Source organism: Massilia sp. 01N410 (genome assembly GCF_056399665.1).
Map to the genome: position 1 here is coordinate 480,814 of NZ_JBFTRV010000001.1, position 21,260 is coordinate 502,073.

General features: G+C 67.2%; 15 protein-coding genes and 2 riboswitches. Of the genes, 10 read left to right on the forward strand and 5 right to left on the reverse strand.

Annotated elements, in window-relative coordinates:
* Positions 1-42: 42 nt before the first annotated feature.
* Positions 43-372 (reverse strand): hypothetical protein, encoded by a 330-nt coding sequence (locus AC1DOP_RS02135; protein WP_441934316.1) that lies wholly within the window; start codon positions 370-372, stop codon positions 43-45.
* 171 nt (positions 373-543) lie between these two features.
* On the opposite strand from AC1DOP_RS02135, the gene AC1DOP_RS02140 reads away from it, so the two are divergent.
* Entirely contained in the window at positions 544-2,232 is a 1,689-nt protein-coding gene (locus AC1DOP_RS02140) for a methyl-accepting chemotaxis protein (RefSeq protein ID WP_477249515.1), read from the forward strand.
* 3 nt (positions 2,233-2,235) lie between these two features.
* Here the strand turns inward: AC1DOP_RS02140 and gcvP are convergent, their stop codons facing one another.
* The 3 genes from gcvP to gcvT form a co-directional block, all read right to left on the reverse strand.
* Positions 2,236-5,142 carry an aminomethyl-transferring glycine dehydrogenase gene (gcvP, locus tag AC1DOP_RS02145; RefSeq protein WP_477249517.1) on the reverse strand — a complete coding sequence of 969 codons (2,907 nt, stop codon included), beginning with the start codon at positions 5,140-5,142 and terminating at the stop codon, positions 2,236-2,238.
* A 105-nt stretch (positions 5,143-5,247) separates the two neighbouring features.
* Positions 5,248-5,628 carry a glycine cleavage system protein GcvH gene (gene gcvH, locus AC1DOP_RS02150; RefSeq protein WP_477249519.1) on the reverse strand — a complete coding sequence of 127 codons (381 nt, stop codon included), beginning with the start codon at positions 5,626-5,628 and terminating at the stop codon, positions 5,248-5,250.
* A 59-nt stretch (positions 5,629-5,687) separates the two neighbouring features.
* Positions 5,688-6,812, reverse strand: a complete 1,125-nt coding sequence (gene gcvT, locus AC1DOP_RS02155) for a glycine cleavage system aminomethyltransferase GcvT (RefSeq protein WP_477249521.1) — start codon at positions 6,810-6,812, stop codon at positions 5,688-5,690.
* A gap of 62 nt (positions 6,813-6,874) precedes the next feature.
* Positions 6,875-6,968, reverse strand: a riboswitch (glycine riboswitch).
* Between the two features lie 28 nt (positions 6,969-6,996).
* Positions 6,997-7,082: riboswitch (glycine riboswitch) on the reverse strand.
* Positions 7,083-7,246: 164 nt separating this feature from the next.
* Between gcvT and AC1DOP_RS02160 the strand changes: the two genes are divergently transcribed.
* The gene (locus tag AC1DOP_RS02160; protein WP_477249523.1) at positions 7,247-7,807 is read left to right on the forward strand and encodes an ATP-dependent Clp protease proteolytic subunit; all 561 of its coding nucleotides are present in this window, start codon (positions 7,247-7,249) and stop codon (positions 7,805-7,807) included.
* A gap of 75 nt (positions 7,808-7,882) precedes the next feature.
* On the opposite strand, the gene AC1DOP_RS02165 is transcribed toward AC1DOP_RS02160, so the two are convergent.
* Positions 7,883-8,197, reverse strand: a complete 315-nt coding sequence (locus AC1DOP_RS02165) for a hypothetical protein (RefSeq protein WP_060567171.1) — start codon at positions 8,195-8,197, stop codon at positions 7,883-7,885.
* A gap of 394 nt (positions 8,198-8,591) precedes the next feature.
* Here AC1DOP_RS02165 and AC1DOP_RS02170 point away from each other — a divergent pair, with 394 nt between their 5' ends.
* The 8 genes from AC1DOP_RS02170 (at position 8,592) to AC1DOP_RS02205 (ending at position 21,244) form a co-directional block, all read left to right on the forward strand.
* On the forward strand, positions 8,592-11,066 hold the full coding sequence (locus tag AC1DOP_RS02170) for a DUF1631 family protein (RefSeq protein ID WP_477249525.1): 2,475 nt from the start codon (positions 8,592-8,594) through the stop codon (positions 11,064-11,066).
* Positions 11,067-11,215: 149 nt separating this feature from the next.
* On the forward strand, positions 11,216-11,941 hold the full coding sequence (locus tag AC1DOP_RS02175) for a phosphatase PAP2 family protein (RefSeq protein ID WP_441934330.1): 726 nt from the start codon (positions 11,216-11,218) through the stop codon (positions 11,939-11,941).
* Between the two features lie 253 nt (positions 11,942-12,194).
* The gene (smc, locus tag AC1DOP_RS02180) at positions 12,195-15,719 is read left to right on the forward strand and encodes a chromosome segregation protein SMC (RefSeq protein ID WP_477249528.1); all 3,525 of its coding nucleotides are present in this window, start codon (positions 12,195-12,197) and stop codon (positions 15,717-15,719) included.
* Complete coding sequence (locus AC1DOP_RS02185; protein ID WP_441934334.1) at positions 15,716-16,939, forward strand: cell division protein ZipA C-terminal FtsZ-binding domain-containing protein; 1,224 nt, start codon at positions 15,716-15,718, stop codon at positions 16,937-16,939. The genes smc and AC1DOP_RS02185 overlap by 4 nt, the downstream gene beginning before the upstream one ends.
* A 9-nt stretch (positions 16,940-16,948) precedes the next feature.
* Positions 16,949-19,312 carry an NAD-dependent DNA ligase LigA gene (gene ligA / locus AC1DOP_RS02190; protein ID WP_441934336.1) on the forward strand — a complete coding sequence of 788 codons (2,364 nt, stop codon included), beginning with the start codon at positions 16,949-16,951 and terminating at the stop codon, positions 19,310-19,312.
* Positions 19,313-19,329: 17 nt separating this feature from the next.
* Positions 19,330-20,205, forward strand: a complete 876-nt coding sequence (galU, locus tag AC1DOP_RS02195; protein WP_441934338.1) for a UTP--glucose-1-phosphate uridylyltransferase GalU — start codon at positions 19,330-19,332, stop codon at positions 20,203-20,205.
* Entirely contained in the window at positions 20,202-20,735 is a 534-nt protein-coding gene (gene def / locus AC1DOP_RS02200) for a peptide deformylase (protein ID WP_441934340.1), read from the forward strand. Before galU ends, def begins: the two co-directional genes overlap by 4 nt.
* Positions 20,732-21,244: a hypothetical protein gene (locus tag AC1DOP_RS02205; RefSeq protein WP_441934342.1), complete on the forward strand. Its 513-nt coding sequence runs from the start codon at positions 20,732-20,734 to the stop codon at positions 21,242-21,244. Before def ends, AC1DOP_RS02205 begins: the two co-directional genes overlap by 4 nt.
* Positions 21,245-21,260 lie beyond the last annotated feature (16 nt).

Consider the following 21,260-nt stretch of genomic DNA (forward strand, 5'->3'; position numbering starts at 1 on the left):
CACGTGATTCAGGCCACTGGCCTGAATCACCCCACCCTTGGTTTACGGCCGCGGTTTGTGAAGCAGCGCCTCCACCACACTGCCCACCCAACACACCACGAACACCCAGCCGCTGAGCGTCACCGCCCAGGAAGTCGGCTGTGCATCGACCTTCGCCGCAATCGCCGCCGGATCCAGCGGCACCGAACCCGACAGCACTTGGCCGGCCACCGCATTTGCCTCCTCCAGCGCGAAATCGAAATAGACGAAGCCGGCCACCAGGGCCGGTACGGCGAACAGCAGGGCCAGGCGGCGGCGGCTCAGATACCACTGGCCGACACCGGGGAAGACCAGCGCCGACAGCAGGGCGGCGGCGCCTTTCGAACGTTTCATGTGATTCCTTTCCGAACCCGGCTGTTTGAGTTATCGCAACTGTCATTGTGCCGGACAGCGTAGATTGCCTCAATGCACGTCTATTTCGTGCTTACCAGAAATGGTTGAGCGACATTGTTCACTGGGAGGAGACCATGACGCTTGCAACTTCTCATCCGGAAGTCCGCTGAGATGCTGGCCCGACTGCGGATCGGCCCCAAGCTGCTGCTGGCGCCCGGCGTTGTACTGGTGCTGCTGGTACTCCTCTCCTGCGGCGCCTATCTCGCGATGCTGCGCCAGAACGATTCCCTCGACACCATCGTCCAGCAGCGCGCCACCCATATGCGGGCGGCCTCGAACCTGGTGGCGTCGGCGCAGAAGGCCCATGCCCAAGCCTACCAGATCCTGGCCTGGATCAGCGGCAGCTTTCCGCGTACCCGCGTCGAGCCGCTGGTGGGCGAGGTCCGCCGGCAGCATGAGAACATCGGCCGCGGCTTTGCCGGCCTGGCACGCCTGGTTCGGGACGGCGCGGCGCGCCATCGCGAGGCCGAACTGCGCTATGTCGAGCAGGCCGCCGGCGCCTGGCGCCTGTACGTGGCCGCGGTGGACGACGTGATCGAGATCGCCCGTGAAGACCAGTCGATCAGCGCCAGCGCAATGACCAGGGCGGAGCGCGCCTTCGGCGTGGTGGCCGAGCGCCTGACCGAGCTGGCGCGCCGCGAGCAGGAGCTGTCGGAACAGGCATCGAGCGAGGCGGCGGACGACTTCAGGGCGATCGCGATCCTGATGCCGATCGTGATCGTCCTATCGATCGCCGCGTCGCTGGCGATCACGATGGCGGTGCGGCGCTCGCTGCTGGGCGAGGTCGGCGCCATCGAAGCGGCCGCCAGCAGCCTGGCCAGCGGCGACCTGACGGTGCGCGCCCGGGTCGACGGCGACGACGAGATCGCCGCCACCTCGCGCGCGCTGGACGACAGCATCCGCAGCCTGAACCTGTCGCTGAGGACGATCCTGGAATCGGCGCGCTCGATCGGCTCGGCTTCGCGCGAGATCGCCCTCGGCCGCGCCGGACTGCCGGCGCGCGCCGGCGTGCGCGCATCGCTGGAACAGACCGCGACCTCGATGCAGGACCTGGCGGCGGCGATGATGGAAACCGCCGACTCGGCGCGCCATGCCAACCGGCTGACCGAAGCGGCAAGCAGCGCGGCCCAGCAGGGCGGCAGCGTGGTGCACCGGCTGGTGGCGACCCTCGAAACCGTGCGCCGCTCCGCCACCCGCCTTGACGAGATCGGCGAGGCGATCGAGATCGCCTGCGGCCAGGCCGGCAGCCTGGCCCTCGGCGCGGCGGTCGAGGCGGCCGAGGGAGGCCCGCAAGCCTGGCGCTTCGCCCAGGCTGCCTGCGAGGTGAGGGCGCTGGCCGGCCGCGCGGTGGCGGACGCCCGCGAGGCGCGCGAACTGGCGCGCGAAGCGATGGCGGCGATCGAGGGCGGTACCGGGATTGCGCTCGACGCCGGCTCCAGCATGGCGAACCTGGCCAGCTCGGTGCAGGAGGTCGGCGACATCGTCAACCGCATCGGCAGCAGCAGCGCCGCGCGCGCCGAGAACCTGGCGGGCGTGAACCAGGCGATCGTGCGCATGGACGAGCTCACCCAGCAGGGCACGCGGATGGTGGAAGAGGCGGCGCTGGCCGCGCGCACCCTGCAGCAGCAGGCGCTCAGCCTGTCGCAGGCGGTGGCGGCGTTCCGGCTGGACGAGGCGGTGCAGATCGCGGCCGACGAAGACGCCAATGAAAACGGGGCTGCAGGAGCGCCTTACAAGCGCCCCGGCAGCCCCGGGCATCCCTATCTCCGGCTGGCCAGCAGCCGGAGGGGCAAGGATTAAGTTTTATTCATAATCCTCGATCGGTGCGCAGCCGCAGAACAGGTTACGGTCGCCATACACGTTGTCGGCGCGGCCGACCGGCGGCCAGTACTTGCGCTTGCGCAGCGACGGCACCGGGAAGGCGGCCACTTCGCGCGAGTAGCCGTGCTTCCAGTCGTCGGCGGTGACGACTTCGGCGGTGTGCGGCGCACCCTTCAGCGGGTTGTCCATGCGGTCGTACTCGCCGCGCTCGACCTTCACGATCTCGGCGTGGATGGTGATCATCGCCTCGATGAAGCGGTCCAGCTCGACCTTCGACTCCGACTCGGTCGGCTCGATCATCAGCGTGCCCGGCACCGGGAAGCTCATGGTCGGGGCGTGGAAGCCGAAGTCCATCAGGCGCTTGGCCACGTCTTCGTTGCTGATGCCGGTCTTTTCCTGCAGCGGACGGAGGTCGATGATGCATTCGTGCGCGACCAGGCCGTCGTGGCCGGTGTACAGCACCGGGTAGTGCGGGGCCAGGCGGCGTGCGATGTAGTTGGCATTCAGGATCGCGGTCTCGGTGGCCGCGGTCAGGCCTTCGGCGCCCATCATCGCGATGTACATCCACGAGATCGGCAGGATCGAGGCAGAGCCGTAAGGCGCGGCGCTGACGGCGCCGATGCCGGCTGCGGTGTCCGAACCTTCGCGCTGGTAGCCGGTCGACACATGGTTCGGCAGGAACGGCACCAGGTGGGCGCCCACCGCCACCGGGCCGACGCCCGGACCGCCGCCGCCGTGCGGGATGCAGAAGGTCTTGTGCAGGTTCAGGTGGCTGACGTCGCCGCCGAAGATGCCGGGGCCGGCCACGCCGACCAGGGCGTTCATGTTGGCGCCGTCCACATAGACCTGGCCGCCGTGCGCATGCACGATCTCGCACAGTTCCTTGATGCCTTCCTCGAATACGCCGTGGGTCGACGGGTAGGTGACCATCACGCAGGCCAGGTTGGCGCTGTGCTGTTCGGCCTTCTTCTTCAGGTCTTCCAGGTCGACGTTGCCGTTCTCGTCGCAGGCGGTGACCACCACCTGCATGCCGACCATGCTGGCCGATGCCGGGTTGGTGCCGTGGGCCGAGGACGGGATCAGGCAGATGTTGCGATGGCCTTCGCCGCGCGACTCATGGTACTTCTTGATGATCAGGAGGCCCGCGTACTCGCCCTGCGAGCCGGCGTTCGGCTGCAGCGACACGCCGGCGTAGCCGGTCACGGCGCACAGCATCTGCTCGAGCTGGCCGATCATCTCGCGGTAGCCGACGGTCTGCTCGTCCGGTGCGAAGGGGTGGATGTTCGAGAATTCCGGCCAGGTGACCGGGATCATCTCCGAGGTCGCGTTCAGCTTCATGGTGCACGAACCCAGCGGGATCATGGTGCGGTCCAGCGCCAGGTCCTTGTCGGCCAGCGAACGCAGGTAGCGAAGCATCTCGTGCTCGGCGTGGTAGCGGTGGAAGGTCGGGTGGGTCAGGTAGGCGCTGGTGCGGCTCAGCGATGCAGGGAAGGCGTCGGTGGCGTCGCTGTCCAGGCTGTCGAAATCGACGGTGGCGGCTTTGCCGGCGGCTTCGCCGAAGATCTTCGCCAGCACTTCGATTTCTTCGCGGCCGGTGGTCTCGTCCAGCGACAGACCGACGTGGCGGGCATCGATGCGGCGCAGGTTGACGCCGTTCTCGACGGCGATGCGGTGCACGTCATCGGCCTTGTCGGTGATGACCGTCAGGGTGTCAAAGAAGGTCTCGTTGACCAGCTGGTAGCCGAGGCTCTGCAGGCTTGCTGCCAGGATGCCGGTGTAGCGGTGCACGCGGCGGGCGATTCTAGCCAGGCCCTCGGGGCCGTGGTAGATCGCGTACATCGAGGCCATCACGGCCAGCAGCACCTGTGCGGTACAGATGTTCGAGGTCGCCTTTTCGCGGCGGATGTGCTGTTCGCGGGTCTGCAGCGCCAGGCGGAATGCCTTGTTGCCCTGGGCGTCGACGGTGACGCCGGCCAGGCGGCCAGCCATGCTGCGCTTGTAGTCGTCGCGGGTGGCCAGGTAACCGGCGTGCGGGCCGCCGAAACCGAGCGGCACGCCGAAGCGCTGGCTGTTGCCGACCACGACGTCGGCGCCCCATTCGCCCGGCGGGGTCAGCACGGTCAGGGCCAGCAGGTCGGCCGCGACCACGACCATCGCGCCCATCGCATGCAGCTTCTCGCAGGCGTTGCGGTAGTCGCGCACGTCGCCGTTCACGCCCGGGTACTGCAGCAGCACGCCGAAGCAGGTTTCAGTCAGGTTCTCGATGTCGGCGGCGGCAATGGTGCGCACTTCGACGCCGATCGGGGTGGCGCGGGTGCGCACCACTTCGAGGGTCTGCGGCAGCACGTCGTCGGCGACGTAGAAGACCTTCGAGGCCGACTTGCCGACGCGCTGGATCAGCGTCATCGCTTCGGCGGCGGCGGTGCCTTCGTCCAGCATCGAGGCGTTGGCGATGCCCATGCCGGTCAGGTCGGTGATCACCTGCTGGAAGTTCAGGATCGCTTCCAGGCGGCCCTGCGAGATCTCCGGCTGGTACGGGGTGTAGGCGGTATACCAGGCCGGGTTTTCGAAGATGTTGCGCAGGATGACCGGCGGGGTGAAGGTGCCATAGTAGCCCTGGCCGATCATCGACTTCATGACCTTGTTCTGCGAGGCGATGCTCTTCAGCTTCGCCAGCGCGGCCTGCTCGGGCAGCGGCTCGAAGAACTGGCCGAGTTCCAGCTTGTCCTTGCGGCGGATGTTGGCGGGAACGACGGCATCGATCAGGGCGGCGCGGCTCTGGTAGCCGAGGGCGGACAGCATGGCTGCCTGTTCGGCGTCGGACGGACCGATGTGGCGCGGGATGAAGCCATCGCGTGCTTCGAGTTGGGTCAGGCTGGTGCGGGTCATGGCGGAAGTCGAAAAAGAGGAATCGAGGCGGGAGTGATCAACGACGTTCCCGCGCAGCGAGACGCATACGCGGGAACGACGTGGGGGCTGCGGAAACGGGGGTAATTAACCTTCAGTGGTCTTGCCGTAAGCCGCGGCATCCAGCAGGCCGTTGATCGCATTCGGATCGCTCGGCTGCAGCTTGAACAGCCAGGCGCCATAGGCGTCGGCGTTGATCGAGTCCGGAGCGTCGGCGGTGGCCTGGTTGACGGCGGTGACGGTGCCCGAGACCGGGGCGTAGATGTCGCTGGCGGCCTTGACCGACTCGACCACGGCGGCGTCGTCGCCGGCGGTGAAGGTCTTGCCGACCTGCGGCAGTTCGACGAACACGATGTCGCCCAGCGCGTCCTGTGCGTATTCGGTGATGCCGACGGTAACGGTGCCGTCAGCTTCTTGACGGACCCACTCGTGGGACTCGGTGTATTTCAGGTCGGCTGGGATGTTCATGCATGGCTCCTAATGAGAAATGAGGCTGTAAGTATACGTTGTTCTTTGCGGGCTGCGAATCAGGAAGCCAGCACTTTGCCGTTGCGCACGAACGGCAGCTTGACCACCGAGGCGGCCAGTTTCTTGTCGCGGATTTCGACGTGCACGGTGTCGCCCACCTGCACCTCGACCGGCACGCGCGCCAGTGCGATCGCCTGCTGCATGCTGGGGCTGAAGGTGCCGCTGGTGATCTCGCCGGCGTTGCCCGAGCTTGCCACGACCTTCTGGTGGGCGCGCAGGATGCCGCCTTTTTCGCGCAGGATCAGGCCGACGAAGTTCTGCTGCTGGCCCTTTTGCTGCAGGGCTGCCTTGCCGATGAAGTCGCGCTCCGATGCCAGGTCGACGGTCCAGGCCAGGCCGGCGTCGAGCGGGGAGACTCCATCGTCCATGTCCTGGCCGTACAGGTTCATGCCGGCTTCCAGGCGCAGGGTGTCGCGGGCGCCGAGGCCGGCCGGCTTGACGCCGGCTGCCAGCAGGGCGTTCCACAGGGCTTCGGCCTGCGAAGCCGGCACGCCGATCTCGAAACCGTCTTCGCCGGTGTAGCCGGTGCGCGCCACCATCACTTCGCCGAACGGGGTGCCGTCCACGATCGTGACGTTGAAAGGCTTCATCTCGCTTGACGCGGCCTGGGTGGCCGGCAGCACCTGCCAGACCTTGGCGCGGGCGTTCGGGCCCTGGACGGCGATCAGGGCGATGCCGTCAGCGGACAGGTCGGCGCGGCGCGGGGTGATGGTGAGGCCGCTGCCGGTGGCGTCGTTCTGCTGGCGGATCCAGGCGATGTCCTTCTCGGCGGTGCCGGCGTTGACGACCAGGCGGAACCAGTCTTCGCGGAAGAAGTAGACGATCAGGTCGTCGATCACGCCGCCTTCCGGATTCAGCATGCAGGAGTACAGGGCCTTGCCCGAGGTCTGCAGCTTGTCGACGTTATTCGCCAGCAGGCCGCGCAGGAAGGCGCGCACATTGGCGCCGTGCAGGTCGACCACGCACATGTGGGAGACGTCGAACATGCCGGCATCAAGGCGGACGGCATTGTGTTCCTCGATCTGGGAACCGTAGTTGACGGGCATGTCCCAGCCCCCAAAGTCGACCATCTTGGCTCCCAGGGAGCGGTGTGCGGAATTGAGCGGGGTCGCTTTGAGCGTCATGGCGTGAGATCCTCGGACAGATTGAATAGGGTTCAGGCACGTGGAAACATTCCACATGCATGTCGCACCCCTCTGTCCTCGGTACCTGAGAGATAGCGGTCGAAACCGCCTGCCCCTTCGGTGGGCCCGCCTGGGCCGCTCTCCAGAGTTGGTCCACGGCGCTTGCATCGTGCATTAGCGCTGTGTCCCCCGACCGGTCCGGTTGCCTGAGAGTTTTCGGGTGATGCCCCTTCGGCGGCAGCCTGCGCTGCGCTCTCCCGGTCAAGACTGCGAAGGATATGCGAGGCGTGCAGGGAAGTCAATCAGAGGGGGCCTTCGGCGCGGGAAAGCGTGCGGCAGGCGAGGGGCGCGCACTATTGCAGTGCGTCCATACGGGCAAAAACCCGTCCTTTGTTACACTTGGCCTATGACCCTTGTGACAGAAGAGACCCACTATGAGCGAAGATCAAGTAAAACAGCAAAAGGAGGCGTGGTTCACGCTGTCCGGTGACGTCAACAGCGATATGGTGCATCGCGTCTTCGAGGCGGTTGCGGAGATGACCGAGGACGGCATCGAGACCGCCCACGTGCTGCTGCAGTCGAACGGCGGCTATGTCAGCGACGGTCTGTGCCTGTACAACTTCCTGGCCAATGCACCGGTCCAGTTCGTCATGTACAACGGCGGCGCGGTGGCCTCGATCGCCGTGATCCTGTTCCTCTCCGGGACCCGCCGCTACGCCAGCGAGACGGCGCGCTTCATGATCCATAAGTCGCATGCGACCGCCTCGCCGGGTTCGCGTCCGGACGCCCTCAACATCATCGTCGAAGGCCTGCGCGCCGACGATGCCCGCACCGAGTCGATCCTGCGCAAGCACATCGAACTCACGCCGGAGCAGTGGGGCATCCACCAGTACGGCGACCTGCACCTGAACGGACGCGACGCCAAGACCTCCGGCCTGGTCAACGAAGTGAAGGACTTCGCGCCGCCGAAGGGCGCGCCGCTGCGCAATATCTGAAAACGACAGGGCCCGGGATGGTTTCCCATCCCGGGCCCGCTTACTTACCGCCTAGGCCGGCTTGTATCTGCCAGATTAGCGGTTGCCGTCGTTCTTGTGGCTCTGGCGGCCGGCAGCGGCATGCTGCTCGGGGGTGCCGCCACGGGTGCTGCCCGAGCGCGAACCCGAGCCCGAACCCGACTGCTTGTTACCGTCATTCTTGTGGCTTTGACGGCCTGCTTCCGCATGCTGCTCCGGGGTGCCGCCACGGGTGCCGCCCGAACCGCCCGAACGCGAGCCCGAGCCCGAACCCGACTGCTTGTTGCCGTCATTCTTGTGGCTCTGCTGGCCTGCCTTCACGTGCTGCTCGTGGGAGCCGCCCTGGTTGCCCGATTTACTGTTGTTAGCCATGATCATTCCTTTCTAAAATTGGAAAGTCTTGCTTACCGAAGCGTTAGCGTTTCCGGTATTGCAATAATGCGAGCCCGGCAGTAGATGTGGTATCGGATCACGTCGTGTGGTCTTGTAGGAATTAGACCTATCGATAAAGAATAAACTTCCAATAATTCCTGCCATGGAGCGAAATTTATTCCAGAAAATTGCTTTCCTTATCGTTAAGTGCCAATTTTCTAATGCTGAGTTAGCTCGACAGTAGCATGTTTGTTTTTGTTGGCATGCCTGCCGGCTTGCATCGGCGGCGGCTCTTGTGAAGCGCCGCCGGCGCCACGAGCTGCAGAATGTGGTTGCTATGTGGAAATTATGTGCCACAATAGCAGGAAGCAAGCCACAGCAGCCACCATCCACCATGTCATCCAGCCGAGTCCAGAGTCCGGCAGCGCGTCAGGCCGCCTCCCAGCAGCAGGCGGTGCTGGAGTCGCTCGTCGGTATCGCAGCCGGCCAGCTCAAGGAGCGGCTTACGCCGATGATAGGCCGCTTCGGCGCGGCCCTGGCGGACGTCGACCAGCCCGGCCTGGACACGCGCGAAGTCTACCGGCGCGTACGCTCCGGCAAGCTGCTCAAGGAAAACAGCTACGCCTTCTTCCACCTGGCCAGCACCGGCATCGAACTCGCCCTGCGCCAGGAACTCGAGCGCCTGCGGCCCCAGCATGCCGCCGGCAAGGCCGCTCCCGCCACACTCAGCCTGGTGCCGCTCGAGGTCATGGACGGCAAGGTCGCTTTCGGTGCCATCACCCGTCCCTTCGACATCGCCCATTCCGAGCAGCTGGCGACCCTCTCGGTCCGCCTCGGCCTCTTGCTGGGCAAGGGCGTGCTGCGCGCCGACGCGAATCCCTTCCGCCCGGAAGTCTTCCTGAAGGCGCTGGAAGAAGCCTGGCGCGAGTTCGAGCCGGAAGAAGAGTGCCACGACCTGATCCGGGGCCTGCTGCGGCCCGAACTGGTCTTCGATTTCGCGCCCCTCTACGAAGCCCTGGTCGAGGCCCTGACCCGCAAGGACGGCCAGCCCGGCTCGGTCGAGGCTTACCGCATCCAGAAGACCGACGACGCGGCGGCTGCCCGTGCGGCGCGCGCCAGCGGCAAGGCGGCGCTGGCCGAGCAGCTGCGCAAGCTGTTCGGCGACGATGGCGACGGCCTGCCGGCGGTGCCGCTGATTCCCGATCTGCCCGAGATGCCGGCGGGGACCGGCGGCTGGCGGCCCAGCGCGGCGGCCGGCTTCGCTCAGGCCCAGGCGTCGGAAGAGAAGGGCGAGGCGAGGCCGGCGCCGGGCTTTGCGGCCGCGGCGCATCAGGGCGCAAGCCCGGGTGTGCAGCCGGTGAGCTTGGCAGTGAGCGGCGGCGATGCTTCCTTCGCAGGCGCGGCCGCTTCCTTTGGCGCGCAAGCCGCCGGCGCCGTCCCGGTCTCTGCCGGCCTGGCACCGATCGCCGGGCTGCCGCGCGTTTCCGGCATGCCGCAGGACGGCGCCATCCTGGTCCCGGGCCAGGTCGCGCCGCTGCTGGAACTGCTGGCGCGCGTCGAGCCGACCCTGCAGGCCCAGGTCCAGGGGCAGGCGCCGCCCGCAGGCATGGTCCCGGCCGTGGCCGGCACGTTGCCGCACAATGTGTTCTACCTGCCGCGCTTCGCACAGAGCCTGCCGAAGGGCAGCCTGTCGCGCGGCGACGAAAGCACCCTCGGCCTGCTGTCGCGCGTGTTCGAGACCGTGCTGCTGGACGACAGCATCCCGTCCCAGACCCGCGAGCTGCTGCAGCTGTTGCAGGTACCGGTGCTGAAGGCGGCCCTGCTGGACAAGAACTTCTTCTTCGAGGAAGCGCATCCGGCGCGGCGCCTGGTCGACCTGCTGTCGCGCATGGGCTGGGAACAGCGCAAGGACACCGACGATCCGCTGTTCCAGGTGATGCGGCGCAGCGTCGAGCGGGTCGGCGGGGGCGGCGAAGCGGGTCTTGACGCCTTCGCCGAAGCCGTGGCCGAACTCGAGGCGGGCATCGCCGCCGAGGAGGACGCCCAGCAGCGGGCGATGGCCGGTCCGGTGGCCGGCGCCCTGAAACAGGAAAAGCTGCAGGTCGCGAGCCGCGCCGCGCGCGACACCGTCGCCTTGCGCGTAAAAGCCGGCGACGTCGAACAGGTGGTCAGCGGTTTCCTCGAAGAGCGCTGGACCACGGTCATGACCTTCGCCTACAGCATCGAGGCAGACAAGCCGGGCGCGGTCGGCAATGCCACCCGCGCGATGGACGACCTGATCTGGAGCGTCAAGCCGAAGCAGACCCAGGAACAGCGCAAGGCCCTGATCGGCAAGCTGCCGCGCCTGCTGTCGACGCTGAACAAATGGCTCGATGCGATCAAGTGGCAGGACGCCGAGCGCCTGCAATTCTTCGCCCGCCTGGCCGAATGCCATGCCTCGATCGTGCGGGCGCCGATCGAACTGTCGCCGGAACGCCAGCTGGAACTGGCCGTCGAGGCGGCCCAGCAGGACGCGCTGCGGCGGGTCGAACTGGAGCAGTTGGCCGCCGAACAGGAAGAGGCGCGCCAGCAGATGATCTCGCCGGTGGACGGCCTGGAGCGCGGCATGTGGTTCGAATTCCGCACGGCGGAAGGGGCGCGCAAGGTCAAGCTGGCCTGGGTCAGCCCACTGCGCACGCTGTTCATCTTTTCCGGGGCCGGGCGGCGCGAGGCCTTCTCGCTGTCGGCCGAAAAGTTTGCCGAACTGCTGCATGCGGGCACGGCGCGCGTGCTGGCCATCGATGGGGTGGTGGGGCAGGTGCTGTCGGCGGCGATGCAGGCCGGGGCGGTCAATGATGCTTCTAGCGATGTCCGGCAGTGCCGGGCATGACGGCGGCGGCCGCCTGAGTCCCTAGCCCCAGAACCGTCATTCCCGCGTTCGCCGTCATGATGTTGACACGGCGCCGGGCGACTGCGTGTTCTCCCGTCCGCGCATCCTGCGCTATAGTCGAGCCGACCCATCCACATCCTCGACTAGCCATGATCTGGTGGTACCACCTATCCGCCCTCGGCGGCCTGAACGTCACCGCATTGCTCGCCGTCGCCATCGCCGCCTGGCTGGTCGGGGCGCGCTGCTGGCGGCTGGCGCTGGCGTGGTGCCTGCTGTTCGGCGGGGCGGTGTTCATCGCGGTGGCCAGCCAGGTGGCCTTCCTCGGCTGGGGTATCGGCGTGCGCGACCTGGAATTCACCGGCTTTTCCGGCCATGCGACGCGCGCCGCTGCCGTCTTTCCGGTCGCGCTGTTCCTGCTGATGGAAAGGCGCGGCTTCAGGCGCGAGGACCGGCGCACGGAATCCCGGCCGGGTGGCCGGGACCGGCGCACAGGCGGCTGGTTGCGCGCTGCGGTGCTTGCCGGCGTCGTGCTCGCGCTAGCGGTAGCGGCGGCCCGCGTCAAGGTCGGCGCCCACTCGGCCAGCGAAGCGGTGTCCGGCTGCATGCTGGGCCTGGCCTGCGCCGGCCTCTTTATCGCTCACACCCGCAGCGCCGGCGACAGCAAGCCCCAGCCGCTGCTGCTTGGTCTGCTGGCGGCGACCCTGCTGCTGCCGCGCGCCGACCCGATCAATTCCCACCAATGGCTGACGGCAGCCGCCCTCAAGCTGTCCGGCAGCGACCGCGTCTGGCTGCGCAACGGCTGGCAGCCGGCCCTGGGACCCTACGTGCCGCCGTGCGCGCCGGAGAAGCGCCGCTTCGGCGTCCTCTGTACCTGACTCAGGGGCGTTCGGCAATCCTGAGAAATTGGACTGGCATTGAAAAATGCCACGTCCTGGCAATTTTCCTTGCTCGAACGGTGATGGGCGGCTTGGGAGGCACGCCAGGGACGATCGAAGGTCGCGTAACAAAGGAAGCAATCGGGCCGTCGCGGGCGCCGAGAGCGGAAAGCGACGCCAAATCTTGGCCGTAAAGCAAGGAACAGATGGTATGATGCGGTTTTTCACAGCTCCCACTCCACCCTGAGCAAACGTGCGTCTATCCTCCATCAAATTGTCGGGATTTAAGTCTTTCGTCGATCCCACCAATTTCCAGGTGCCGGGGCAGCTGGTCGGCGTGGTCGGCCCGAACGGATGCGGCAAGTCGAACATCATCGACGCCGTACGCTGGGTGCTGGGCGAATCGAAAGCCTCCGAGCTGCGTGGCGAGTCGATGCAGGACGTGATCTTCAACGGCTCCACCTACCGCAAGCCGGCCGGGCGCGCCTCGGTCGAGCTGGTGTTCGACAACAGCGACGGCAAGGCGGCCGGGCAGTGGGGACAGTATGCCGAGATCGCCGTCAAGCGCACCCTGACGCGCGACGGCACCTCGACCTATTACATCAACGGCCAGCCGGTACGCCGGCGCGACATCCAGGACATCTTCCTCGGCACCGGCCTCGGACCGCGCGCCTACGCCATCATCGGCCAGGGCATGATCTCGCGGATCATCGAGTCGCGCCCCGAAGAGCTGCGCGTGTTCCTGGAAGAGGCGGCCGGGGTCTCCAAGTACAAGGAGCGGCGCCGCGAGACCGAGAACCGCCTGTCGGATACCCGCGAGAACCTGACCCGCGTCGAGGACATCCTGCGCGAGCTGAACGCCAACCTGGAAAAGCTCGAAGCCCAGGCGGCGGTAGCGAACCGCTTCCACCAACTGCAGGCCGACCAGGAAGAAAAGCAGAAGCTGCTCTGGCTGCTGCGCAAGAACGAGGCCAAGGCCGAACAGACGCGCTGGTTCCTCGAGATGGAACAGGCCCAGACCGGCCTCGAAGAGCAGAACGCGAAGATGCGCCACCTCGAGCTGGAACTCGAACGCATGCGCCAGGCCCATTACGCCACCGGCGACCGCCTGCACGCGGCCCAGGGTGAGCTGTACCAGACCAATTCCGAGATCGGCAGCCTGGAGGCGCAGATCAAGTTCGTGGTCGAGTCGCGCACCCGCCTGCAGAACCAGATCGGCACGCTCACCGCCCAGCGCGAACAATGGCTGAACCAGGCGCGCGATACCCAGGAGCAGATCGAGGAAGCGGAGTATCGCCTCGAAGAACTGGCGGCGCGTGTCGAAGGTGCGCAGATCGCCGTCGAGGCCCAGAACGAGCGCCTGCCGGAGCTGGACGCCGCCTGGCGCGCGGCCCAGGAGAAGTCCACGGAATCGCGGGCCCGCATCATGCAGGTGCAGCAGCGCATCGAGCTGTCGTCGGCCCACCAGCGCAATGCCTCCAACATCCTCGCGACACTCGGCACGCGCCGCGAGCGCCTGCAGCAGGAGCGCGGCAACCTGAACCTGCCGGACGCCGGCCAGCTCGACAACCTGCGCATGCAGCTGGAAGAAAAGCAGCTGCAACTGGAAGAGCAGAACCTGTTGTTGGAAGAAGCCGCCAGCCGCCAGGAATCGAGCGAGCAGGAACGCCGCGACGCCCACGCCCAGGTCCAGCAGGAGAGTGCCGCCAATGCCAAGCTGGAAGCGCGCCTGTCGGCCCTGCGCCAGCTGCAGGAGCGGGTCCAGACCCAGGGCAAGGTCCAGCCCTGGCTGCAGAAGCACGAACTCGACAAGCTGCCGCGCCTGTGGCAGAAGCTCGACATCGAGACCGGCTGGGAGACCGCGCTGGAATCCGTCCTGCGCGAGCGTACCGGCGCACTGGAGATCTCGAACCTCGACTGGGCGCGCGGCTTCTTCGGCGATGCCCCGCCGGCCCGCATGGCGCTGTACACGCCATCGACCGGCGCTGCCGCTCCGCACGACCACCACGGCCTGAAACCCTTTGCCAGCCTGCTGAAGCTGAACGATCCGGGCCTGCGCGGCCTGCTCGACGACTGGCTGCACGACGTCTACGCGGCCGACGATCCGGGCGCCGCCCTGGCACAGCGCGAGCGCCTGCCGGAAGGCGGCTGCTTCGTCACGCCGCACGGCCACATCGTCAGCCGCTCCAGCGTGCGCTTCTATGCCGCCGACGCCGAGCAGGATGGCGTCCTCGCGCGCCAGCACGAGATCGACAACATCACCAAGCAGCTGCGCGCCCAGGCCCTGTTGCTGGACGAAGCGCGCACCCGTTCCACCCGCGCCGACGCCGCGGTGAGCGAGCTGCAGCGCCAGTTGCAGGACGGCCGCCAGAAGGTCGCGACCCTGCAGAGGGAAGTGCACGCGCTGCAGATCGAGGTCGTGAAGCAGGCCGAGGTCGAGGCCCGCTTCAACCAGCGCAGCGGCCAGATTTCCGCCGATCTCGACGAGATCGCGGCCCAGGAAGCCGAACAGCGCCAGATAAAGATGGAGGCCGAGGCCGAGTTCGAAGAGCTCGACATGGAACTGGCCGAGCTGCAGGGCGCGCACGAAGACGGCCAGACCGCCTTCCTGGACAAGGAGCGCGCCTTGAACGAAGCGCGCGACAAGCTGCGCGAGCTGGAACGCGCGGCCCAGGAAGCGGTGTTCGCCGAGAAGACCCAGCGCACCCGCATCGAGGAACTGCGCCGCACCATCGCCACCGCCAACCAGCAGGCCGAACAGGTCCTGGAAAGCATAGGCTCTGGCAAGATGGAGCTCGAGGCGCTGGAGTCCGGCACCGCGGCCGAAGGCCTGCAGGAATTGCTGGCGCGCCGCACCGCCCAGGAACAGGCGCTGGCCGACGCCCGCCACGAACTCGACCAGCTCACGCAGCAGTTGCGCGCGGCCGAGGAAGCGCGCATGGCGGCCGAACGCAGCCTGCAGCCGCAGCGCGAGCGCATCACCGAGATGCAGCTGAAGGAACAGGCCGCGCGCCTGAACCAGGAACAGTTCGCGGAAGCCCTGGGCGCGACCGGCGCCGACGAGGCCGAGCTGTCGCAGAAGCTGCAGCCCGACATGAAGCCGCAATACCTGCAGGGCGAGGTGACGCGCCTGACCAATGCGATCACGGCGCTCGGCGCGGTGAACCTGGCGGCGGTCGAGGAGCTGGCCCAGGCCACCGAGCGCAAGCGCTTCCTCGATTCCCAGAATGCCGACCTGCAGGAAGCGATCGCCACGCTGGAGGGGGCGATCGCACGCATTGACCGCGAGTCGCGCGACCTGCTGCAGGATACGTTCGACCGCGTCAACGCCAACTTCTCGGAGCTGTTCCCGATCCTGTTCGGCGGCGGCACCGCCAAGCTGATGATGACCGGCGAGGAAATCCTCGATGCCGGCGTGCAGGTGATGGCCCAGCCGCCGGGCAAGAAGAACGCCACCATCCACCTGCTGTCGGGCGGCGAAAAGGCGCTGACGGCGACGGCCCTGGTGTTCTCGATGTTCCGTTTGAATCCCGCGCCGTTCTGCCTGCTCGACGAAGTGGACGCGCCCCTGGACGACGCCAATACCGAGCGCTTCTGCCGCATGGTCAAGCGGATGTCCGACCATACCCAATTCCTCTTCATCTCGCACAACAAGATCGCGATGGAGATGGCCAACCAACTGATCGGTGTGACGATGCAGGAGCAGGGCGTATCGCGCATCGTGGCGGTGGACATGGAGTCCGCCGCGAATTTTGCACAAGAGGCACAAGCAGCATGACAGATTTAGAGATGAGCCTGGTTGCCGCGGGCGGCGTGTTCGTGGCCGGCGTCTTCGGTTACAACAAGTGGCAGGAGTACAAGGCGAGGAAGAGCGTCGAGCGCGCCTTCGCCTCCGACCATGACGACGTCCTGATGAAGGGCGGGGCGGTGCCCGAACGCGGCGCCGCCGAGCCGGTGCTGGGCGAGACCGGCGCCGTCGACCGCCACGAGCCGGTCCTGGATGCCAACGTGGACGCGCCGTTTGCCGAGCTGGCCGGGGCCGATGCGCTTGCCGAACCTTCGGTGCGCGAATCCCAGCACGGCGCCGCCGGCGCTGGCGCCGCTGCCTCGGCCGGACCGTCTGCCGGCGCCACCCTCGATCCGCTCGCCGGGCTGCCGGGCGCCAAGCCGGACACGCCGCCGGCCCAGCTGGCCGAGAACCTGGTCGACCCGCTGATCGACTGCCTGATCCCGCTGAACACCGAAGGCGCCCTGCGCGGCGACAAGATCCTGCCCGCGCTGCTGAAGCTGCGCCGCGTCGGCAACAAGCCGGTCCACTTCGTCGGCCTGGCCGTGAACGGCGACTGGGAGCCGATCGTGCATGGCGGCGTCTACACCAAGCTGCAGGCCGGCGTCCAGCTGGCCACCCGCACCACCTCGCTGAACGAACTCGAATACTCGGAGATGGTCACGCGCCTGCGCGCGGTGGCCGACGAGATTGGCGCCGAGCCGGAAGTGCCGGACATGATCGAGGTGATGAGCGAAGCGAAGAACCTGCACCGCTTCGTCGCCGGCCACGATGCCCAGCTGGGCGTGAACCTGGCCTCGAAGGGCGCGCCGTGGGCGATGTCGACCCTGATCGGCGCGCTCGAGAGCCAGGGCTTCGACGTGCGTCCGGACGGCCGCTTCGCGATGCCCGACAAGGAAGAGGGGACTGCGGGCGGGGTCCTGTTCACCCTGTCGACCAACGTCAACCTGGGCGCCGATACGACTTCGCGCCTGACCCTGCTGCTCGACGTGCCCTGCGTGGCCCCGGCCCGCGACGGCTTCGGCAAGATGGTCGCCTGCGCCAAGTCGCTGGAGCTGCGCCTGGACGCCGCCATCGTCGACGACTTCGACCAGCCGCTGCTCGATGCGGCACTGGGCGAGATCGCCGGCCAGGTCGGCGAGTTCTACCAGGAGATGGAAGCGGCCGACATCCCGGCCGGCTCGACCCGCGCGCTGCGCCTGTTCAGCTGAGGCTTTTTCATGAGCGAGCAGCAGAACTACCTCGAGCGGATGGCGTGGCTGGTCAAGGAGCTGAACCACCACATCTATAACTACCACGTGCTCGACGCGCCCACCATTCCCGACGCCGAGTACGACAAGCTGTTCCGCGAACTGCAGGAACTGGAGGCGGCGCATCCGGAAGCGGTGTCCAACGACACGCCGACCTCGCGCGTGGGCGGTGCGCCGATCCCGGAATTCAGCCAGGTGACGCACGCGATGCCGATGCTGTCGCTGAACAACGGCTTTTCAAGCGAGGACATCGACAACTTCGACCGCCGCGTGCGCGAAGGCTTGGACCTGCCGAACGGCGCCCGGGTCGCGTATGCGGCCGAGCTCAAGTTCGATGGCCTGGCGATCAGCCTGCGCTACGAGAACGGCGTGTTCGTGCAGGCCGCCACCCGTGGCGACGGCTATACCGGCGAGGACGTCAGCGCCAATATCCGCACCATCAAGGTGATCCCGCTGCGCCTGCAGGGTGAGGATATTCCCGAGGTGCTGGAAGTGCGCGGCGAAGTCCTGATGTTCAAGCAGGACTTCGAGCGCCTGAACCAGCGCCAGCGCGAGCTTGGGCAGAAGGAATTCGCGAATCCGCGCAACGCCGCCGCCGGCAGCCTGCGCCAGCTCGACGCCCGCATCACGGCCCAGCGCAAACTGCGCTTCTTCGCCTACGGTATCGGCGTGCTCGAAGGCGCGGCGATGCCGCAATCGCACTCCGCTGTGCTGGACTGGTTCGAACGCCTCGGCCTGCCGGTGTCGAAGGAGCGCGCGGTGGTGCAGGGCTGCGAAGGCATCCTCGACTACTTCGGCTCGATCGGCGAGAAGCGCAAGTCCCTGCCTTACGAGATCGACGGCGTGGTCTACAAGGTCGACCGCATCGCCGACCAGGCGCGGCTCGGCTTCGTCTCGCGCGCCCCGCGGTTCGCGCTGGCCCACAAATTCCCGGCCGAGGAAGCGCTGACCACGGTCCAGGCGATCGACGTGCAGGTGGGCCGTACCGGCGCCATCACACCGGTGGCGCGCCTGACGCCGGTGTCGGTCGGCGGCGTGACCGTCACCAACGCCACCCTGCATAACGAGGATGAAGTGCGCCGCAAGGACGTGCGCATCGGCGACACCGTAATCGTGCGGCGCGCCGGCGACGTCATCCCCGAGGTGCTGGCGGTGGTGCTGGAGCGCCGTCCGCAGCCCGCGCCGGCCGTCTACGAGCTGCCGAAGACCTGCCCGGTGTGCGGCTCCCACGTGGTGCGCGAAGAGGGCGAGGCGGTGGCGCGCTGCTCCGGCGGCCTGACCTGCGCGGCCCAGCGCAAGGAAGCGATCCGCCACTTCGCCGGCCGCCGCATGATGGACATCGAAGGCCTGGGCGACCGCTACATCGACAGCCTGGTCGAGTGCAACCTGATCCACGGCGTGGCCGACCTCTACCGCCTGACCCTGGACGACCTGCTGGCCATGAAACGCCTGGCCGACGAGCGCGACGGCAGCACGCCCGAATCGGACAAGCCCGCGCTCAAGCAGGGCAAGGTGGCGACCAAGTGGGCCGACAACCTGCTGGCCGCGATCGCCGCCAGCAGGCGCCCGCCGCTGGAGCGCCTGCTGTTCGCGCTCGGCATCCGCCACGTGGGCGAATCGACCGGCAAGACCCTGGCCGACTGGCTGGGCAGCCTGGCGCTGGTGCGACGCGCCCCGGCCGCGCTGCTGCGCGTCCTGCCCGACATCGGCGGCACCGTGGCCGAGGCGATTGCCGAATTCTTTGCCGAACCGAAGAACCAGGCCGCGCTGGATGCGCTGCTGGCCGCCGGGGTCGAACCGCAGGGCGAACATGCGCCCAGGGCCCAGCTGCGCGAGCGCCTCGACGAGGTGCAGCTGCTGGCCGCGCTGGGCATCCCGAAACTGACCGAGCCGCGCGCAAGGCAGCTGCTGGCGGACGGCCGCACGCTCGACGAGCTGGCCCACCTGAAGATCTTCAGCGTGTTCGGCCTGCCGTCGACGGTCGCGGAGTCGCTGGAAGAGTGGATGGCTGCGGACGGCCACCGCGAGACCGTGCAGAAGCTCGCCGACCTGCGACGCGAGCTGCTGGCGCACTTGCCGGAACAGGCGCCGGCGGGCGAGGAAGGCCCGCTGGCCGGCAAGACCTTCGTGCTGACCGGAACGCTGCCGACCATGTCGCGCGACCAGGCCGGCGCCCTGATCGAGGCGGCCGGCGGCAAGGTGTCCGGCTCGGTGTCGAAGAAGACTTCCTATGTGGTGGCGGGGCTTGAGGCGGGCAGCAAGCTGGAAAAGGCCGAGAGCCTGGGCGTGACCGTGCTGGACGAGGCAGGCTTGCTGGCGCTGCTGCCCAAATGAACCCTGACGGAGGCAGAATGAGTGCAATCAAGAAGGCCGTATTCCCGGTGGCCGGCCTCGGCAGCCGCTTCCTGCCGGCCACCAAGGCGCAGCCGAAGGAAATGCTGCCGATTGTCGACAAGCCGCTGATCCAGTACGCGGTCGAGGAGGCGGTCGCCGCCGGCGTCACCGAGCTGATCTTCATCACCGGCCGCAATAAGCGCGCCATCGAAGACCACTTCGACAAGGCCTACGAACTCGAGGCCGAGCTGGAGGCCCATGGCAAGGAAGAGCTGCTGAAGCTGGTGCGCGGCGTGATCCCGAAGAACGTCAACTGCATCTACATCCGCCAGTCCGAGCCGCTGGGCCTGGGCCACGCCGTGCTGTGCGCCCGGCCGGTGGTCGGCAACGAACCGTTCGCAGTGCTGCTGGCCGACGACTTCATGGACAGCGCGCCCGGCCACAAGCCGGTGCTGGCCCAGATGACCGACCTCTACGACTACGAGAAATGCAGCGTGCTGGCGGTGCAGGACGTCCCGCGCGCGAACACCCGCCAGTACGGCATCGTCAGCGCCAGCGCCTACCGCCCGGACCTGGAGCTGGTGTCGGGCATCGTCGAGAAGCCGCAGCCGGACGAGGCGCCGTCGACCCTGGCGGTGGTCGGCCGCTACGTGCTGTCCGGCTCGATCTTCGGACACCTCGCCAGGATCGGCGCCGGCGCCGGCGGCGAAATCCAGCTCACCGACGGTATCGCCTCGCTGATGGCCGACGAGCGCGTGCTGGCCTACCGCTATGCCGGACAGCGCTATGATTGCGGTTCCAAGCTCGGTTACCTGAAGGCGACCGCGGCGATGGGCCTGAAGCATCCGGAAACGGCGGCCGGTTTCGCCGAGTTCCTGAAGGAGCTGAAATGATCCGCGAGATTCTGAAGATGGGCGATCCACGCCTGCTGCGCCTGGCCGAACCGGTGAAGGAGTTCGACACGCCCGGGCTGCACGCGCTGGTTGCCGACATGTTCGAGACCATGCACGCGGTCGACGGCGCCGGCCTGGCCGCGCCGCAGATCGGCGTCAACCTGCAGCTGGTGATCTTCGGCTTTGGCCAGAACCAGCGCTATCCGGACGCCCCCGCGGTGCCGGAGACGGTGCTGATCAATCCGGTCCTGACCCCGTTATCAAGCGAGATGGAAGAGGGCTTCGAAGGCTGCCTGTCGGTGCCGGGCCTGCGCGGCAGCGTGCCCCGTCATACGCGTTTGCATTACGAAGGCTTCGATCAATATGGAAAACATATCAGTCGTGAGGTCGACGGTTTCCATGCGCGCGTGGTGCAGCACGAGGTCGACCACCTGCTGGGCATCCTCTACCCGATGCGCATCAAGGACTTTTCCCGCTTCGGCTTCACCGAAGTGATGTTCCCCGATCTCGATCCGAAAGCAGACGATTGAACACGTTTTTCCCTAAGACCGCGGCAGCCTGCCTGGCGCTGGCTGCGCTGGCGCTGGCGCTGGCACCGGCCGCCCATGCCGACGAGCTGTTCACGAAGATCGACGCCGCGCCGAAGAGCGAGTTCTGGATCGACAGCGGCTTCGCCACCTGGCACTTCAACCGCGACAAGGACCTGAACGGCGCCAACTGGGGCCTCGGCGGCGAGTACCGCTTCTCGGGCACGATGGCGGCCACCGTCGGCCGCTTCTACAACAGCGACCGCGAATACTCGAACTATGCCGGCGTGATCTGGCAGCCCTATGCGATCGGCCCGGTGCGCCTGGGTGCGGCGATCGCCGCCTTCAACGGCTATCCACACATGCGCGACGGCGGCTGGTTCCCGGCCGTGGTGCCGACCCTGACCTACGAATACCGGCGGGTGGGCGTCAATGTCGGCATCATCCCGAGCTACAAGGATCGCTTGTACGGCGGGATTTCGGTGCAACTCAAGCTGAAGCTGTTCGAATAAGCCGACCCCGAACCGG

Bases quoted from the DNA above. Each gene is read 5' to 3' on its own strand.
- AC1DOP_RS02135 (WP_441934316.1), bottom strand. From the start codon at position 372: ATGAAACGTTCGAAAGGCGCCGCCGCCCTGCTGTCGGCGCTGGTCTTC.
- AC1DOP_RS02140 (WP_477249515.1), top strand. From the start codon at position 544: ATGCTGGCCCGACTGCGGATCGGCCCCAAGCTGCTGCTGGCGCCCGGC.
- gcvP (WP_477249517.1), bottom strand. From the start codon at position 5,142: ATGACCCGCACCAGCCTGACCCAACTCGAAGCACGCGATGGCTTCATC.
- gcvH (WP_477249519.1), bottom strand. From the start codon at position 5,628: ATGAACATCCCAGCCGACCTGAAATACACCGAGTCCCACGAGTGGGTC.
- gcvT (WP_477249521.1), bottom strand. From the start codon at position 6,812: ATGACGCTCAAAGCGACCCCGCTCAATTCCGCACACCGCTCCCTGGGA.
- AC1DOP_RS02160 (WP_477249523.1), top strand. From the start codon at position 7,247: ATGAGCGAAGATCAAGTAAAACAGCAAAAGGAGGCGTGGTTCACGCTG.
- AC1DOP_RS02165 (WP_060567171.1), bottom strand. From the start codon at position 8,197: ATGGCTAACAACAGTAAATCGGGCAACCAGGGCGGCTCCCACGAGCAG.
- AC1DOP_RS02170 (WP_477249525.1), top strand. From the start codon at position 8,592: ATGTCATCCAGCCGAGTCCAGAGTCCGGCAGCGCGTCAGGCCGCCTCC.
- AC1DOP_RS02175 (WP_441934330.1), top strand. From the start codon at position 11,216: ATGATCTGGTGGTACCACCTATCCGCCCTCGGCGGCCTGAACGTCACC.
- AC1DOP_RS02185 (WP_441934334.1), top strand. From the start codon at position 15,716: ATGACAGATTTAGAGATGAGCCTGGTTGCCGCGGGCGGCGTGTTCGTG.
- ligA (WP_441934336.1), top strand. From the start codon at position 16,949: ATGAGCGAGCAGCAGAACTACCTCGAGCGGATGGCGTGGCTGGTCAAG.
- galU (WP_441934338.1), top strand. From the start codon at position 19,330: ATGAGTGCAATCAAGAAGGCCGTATTCCCGGTGGCCGGCCTCGGCAGC.
- def (WP_441934340.1), top strand. From the start codon at position 20,202: ATGATCCGCGAGATTCTGAAGATGGGCGATCCACGCCTGCTGCGCCTG.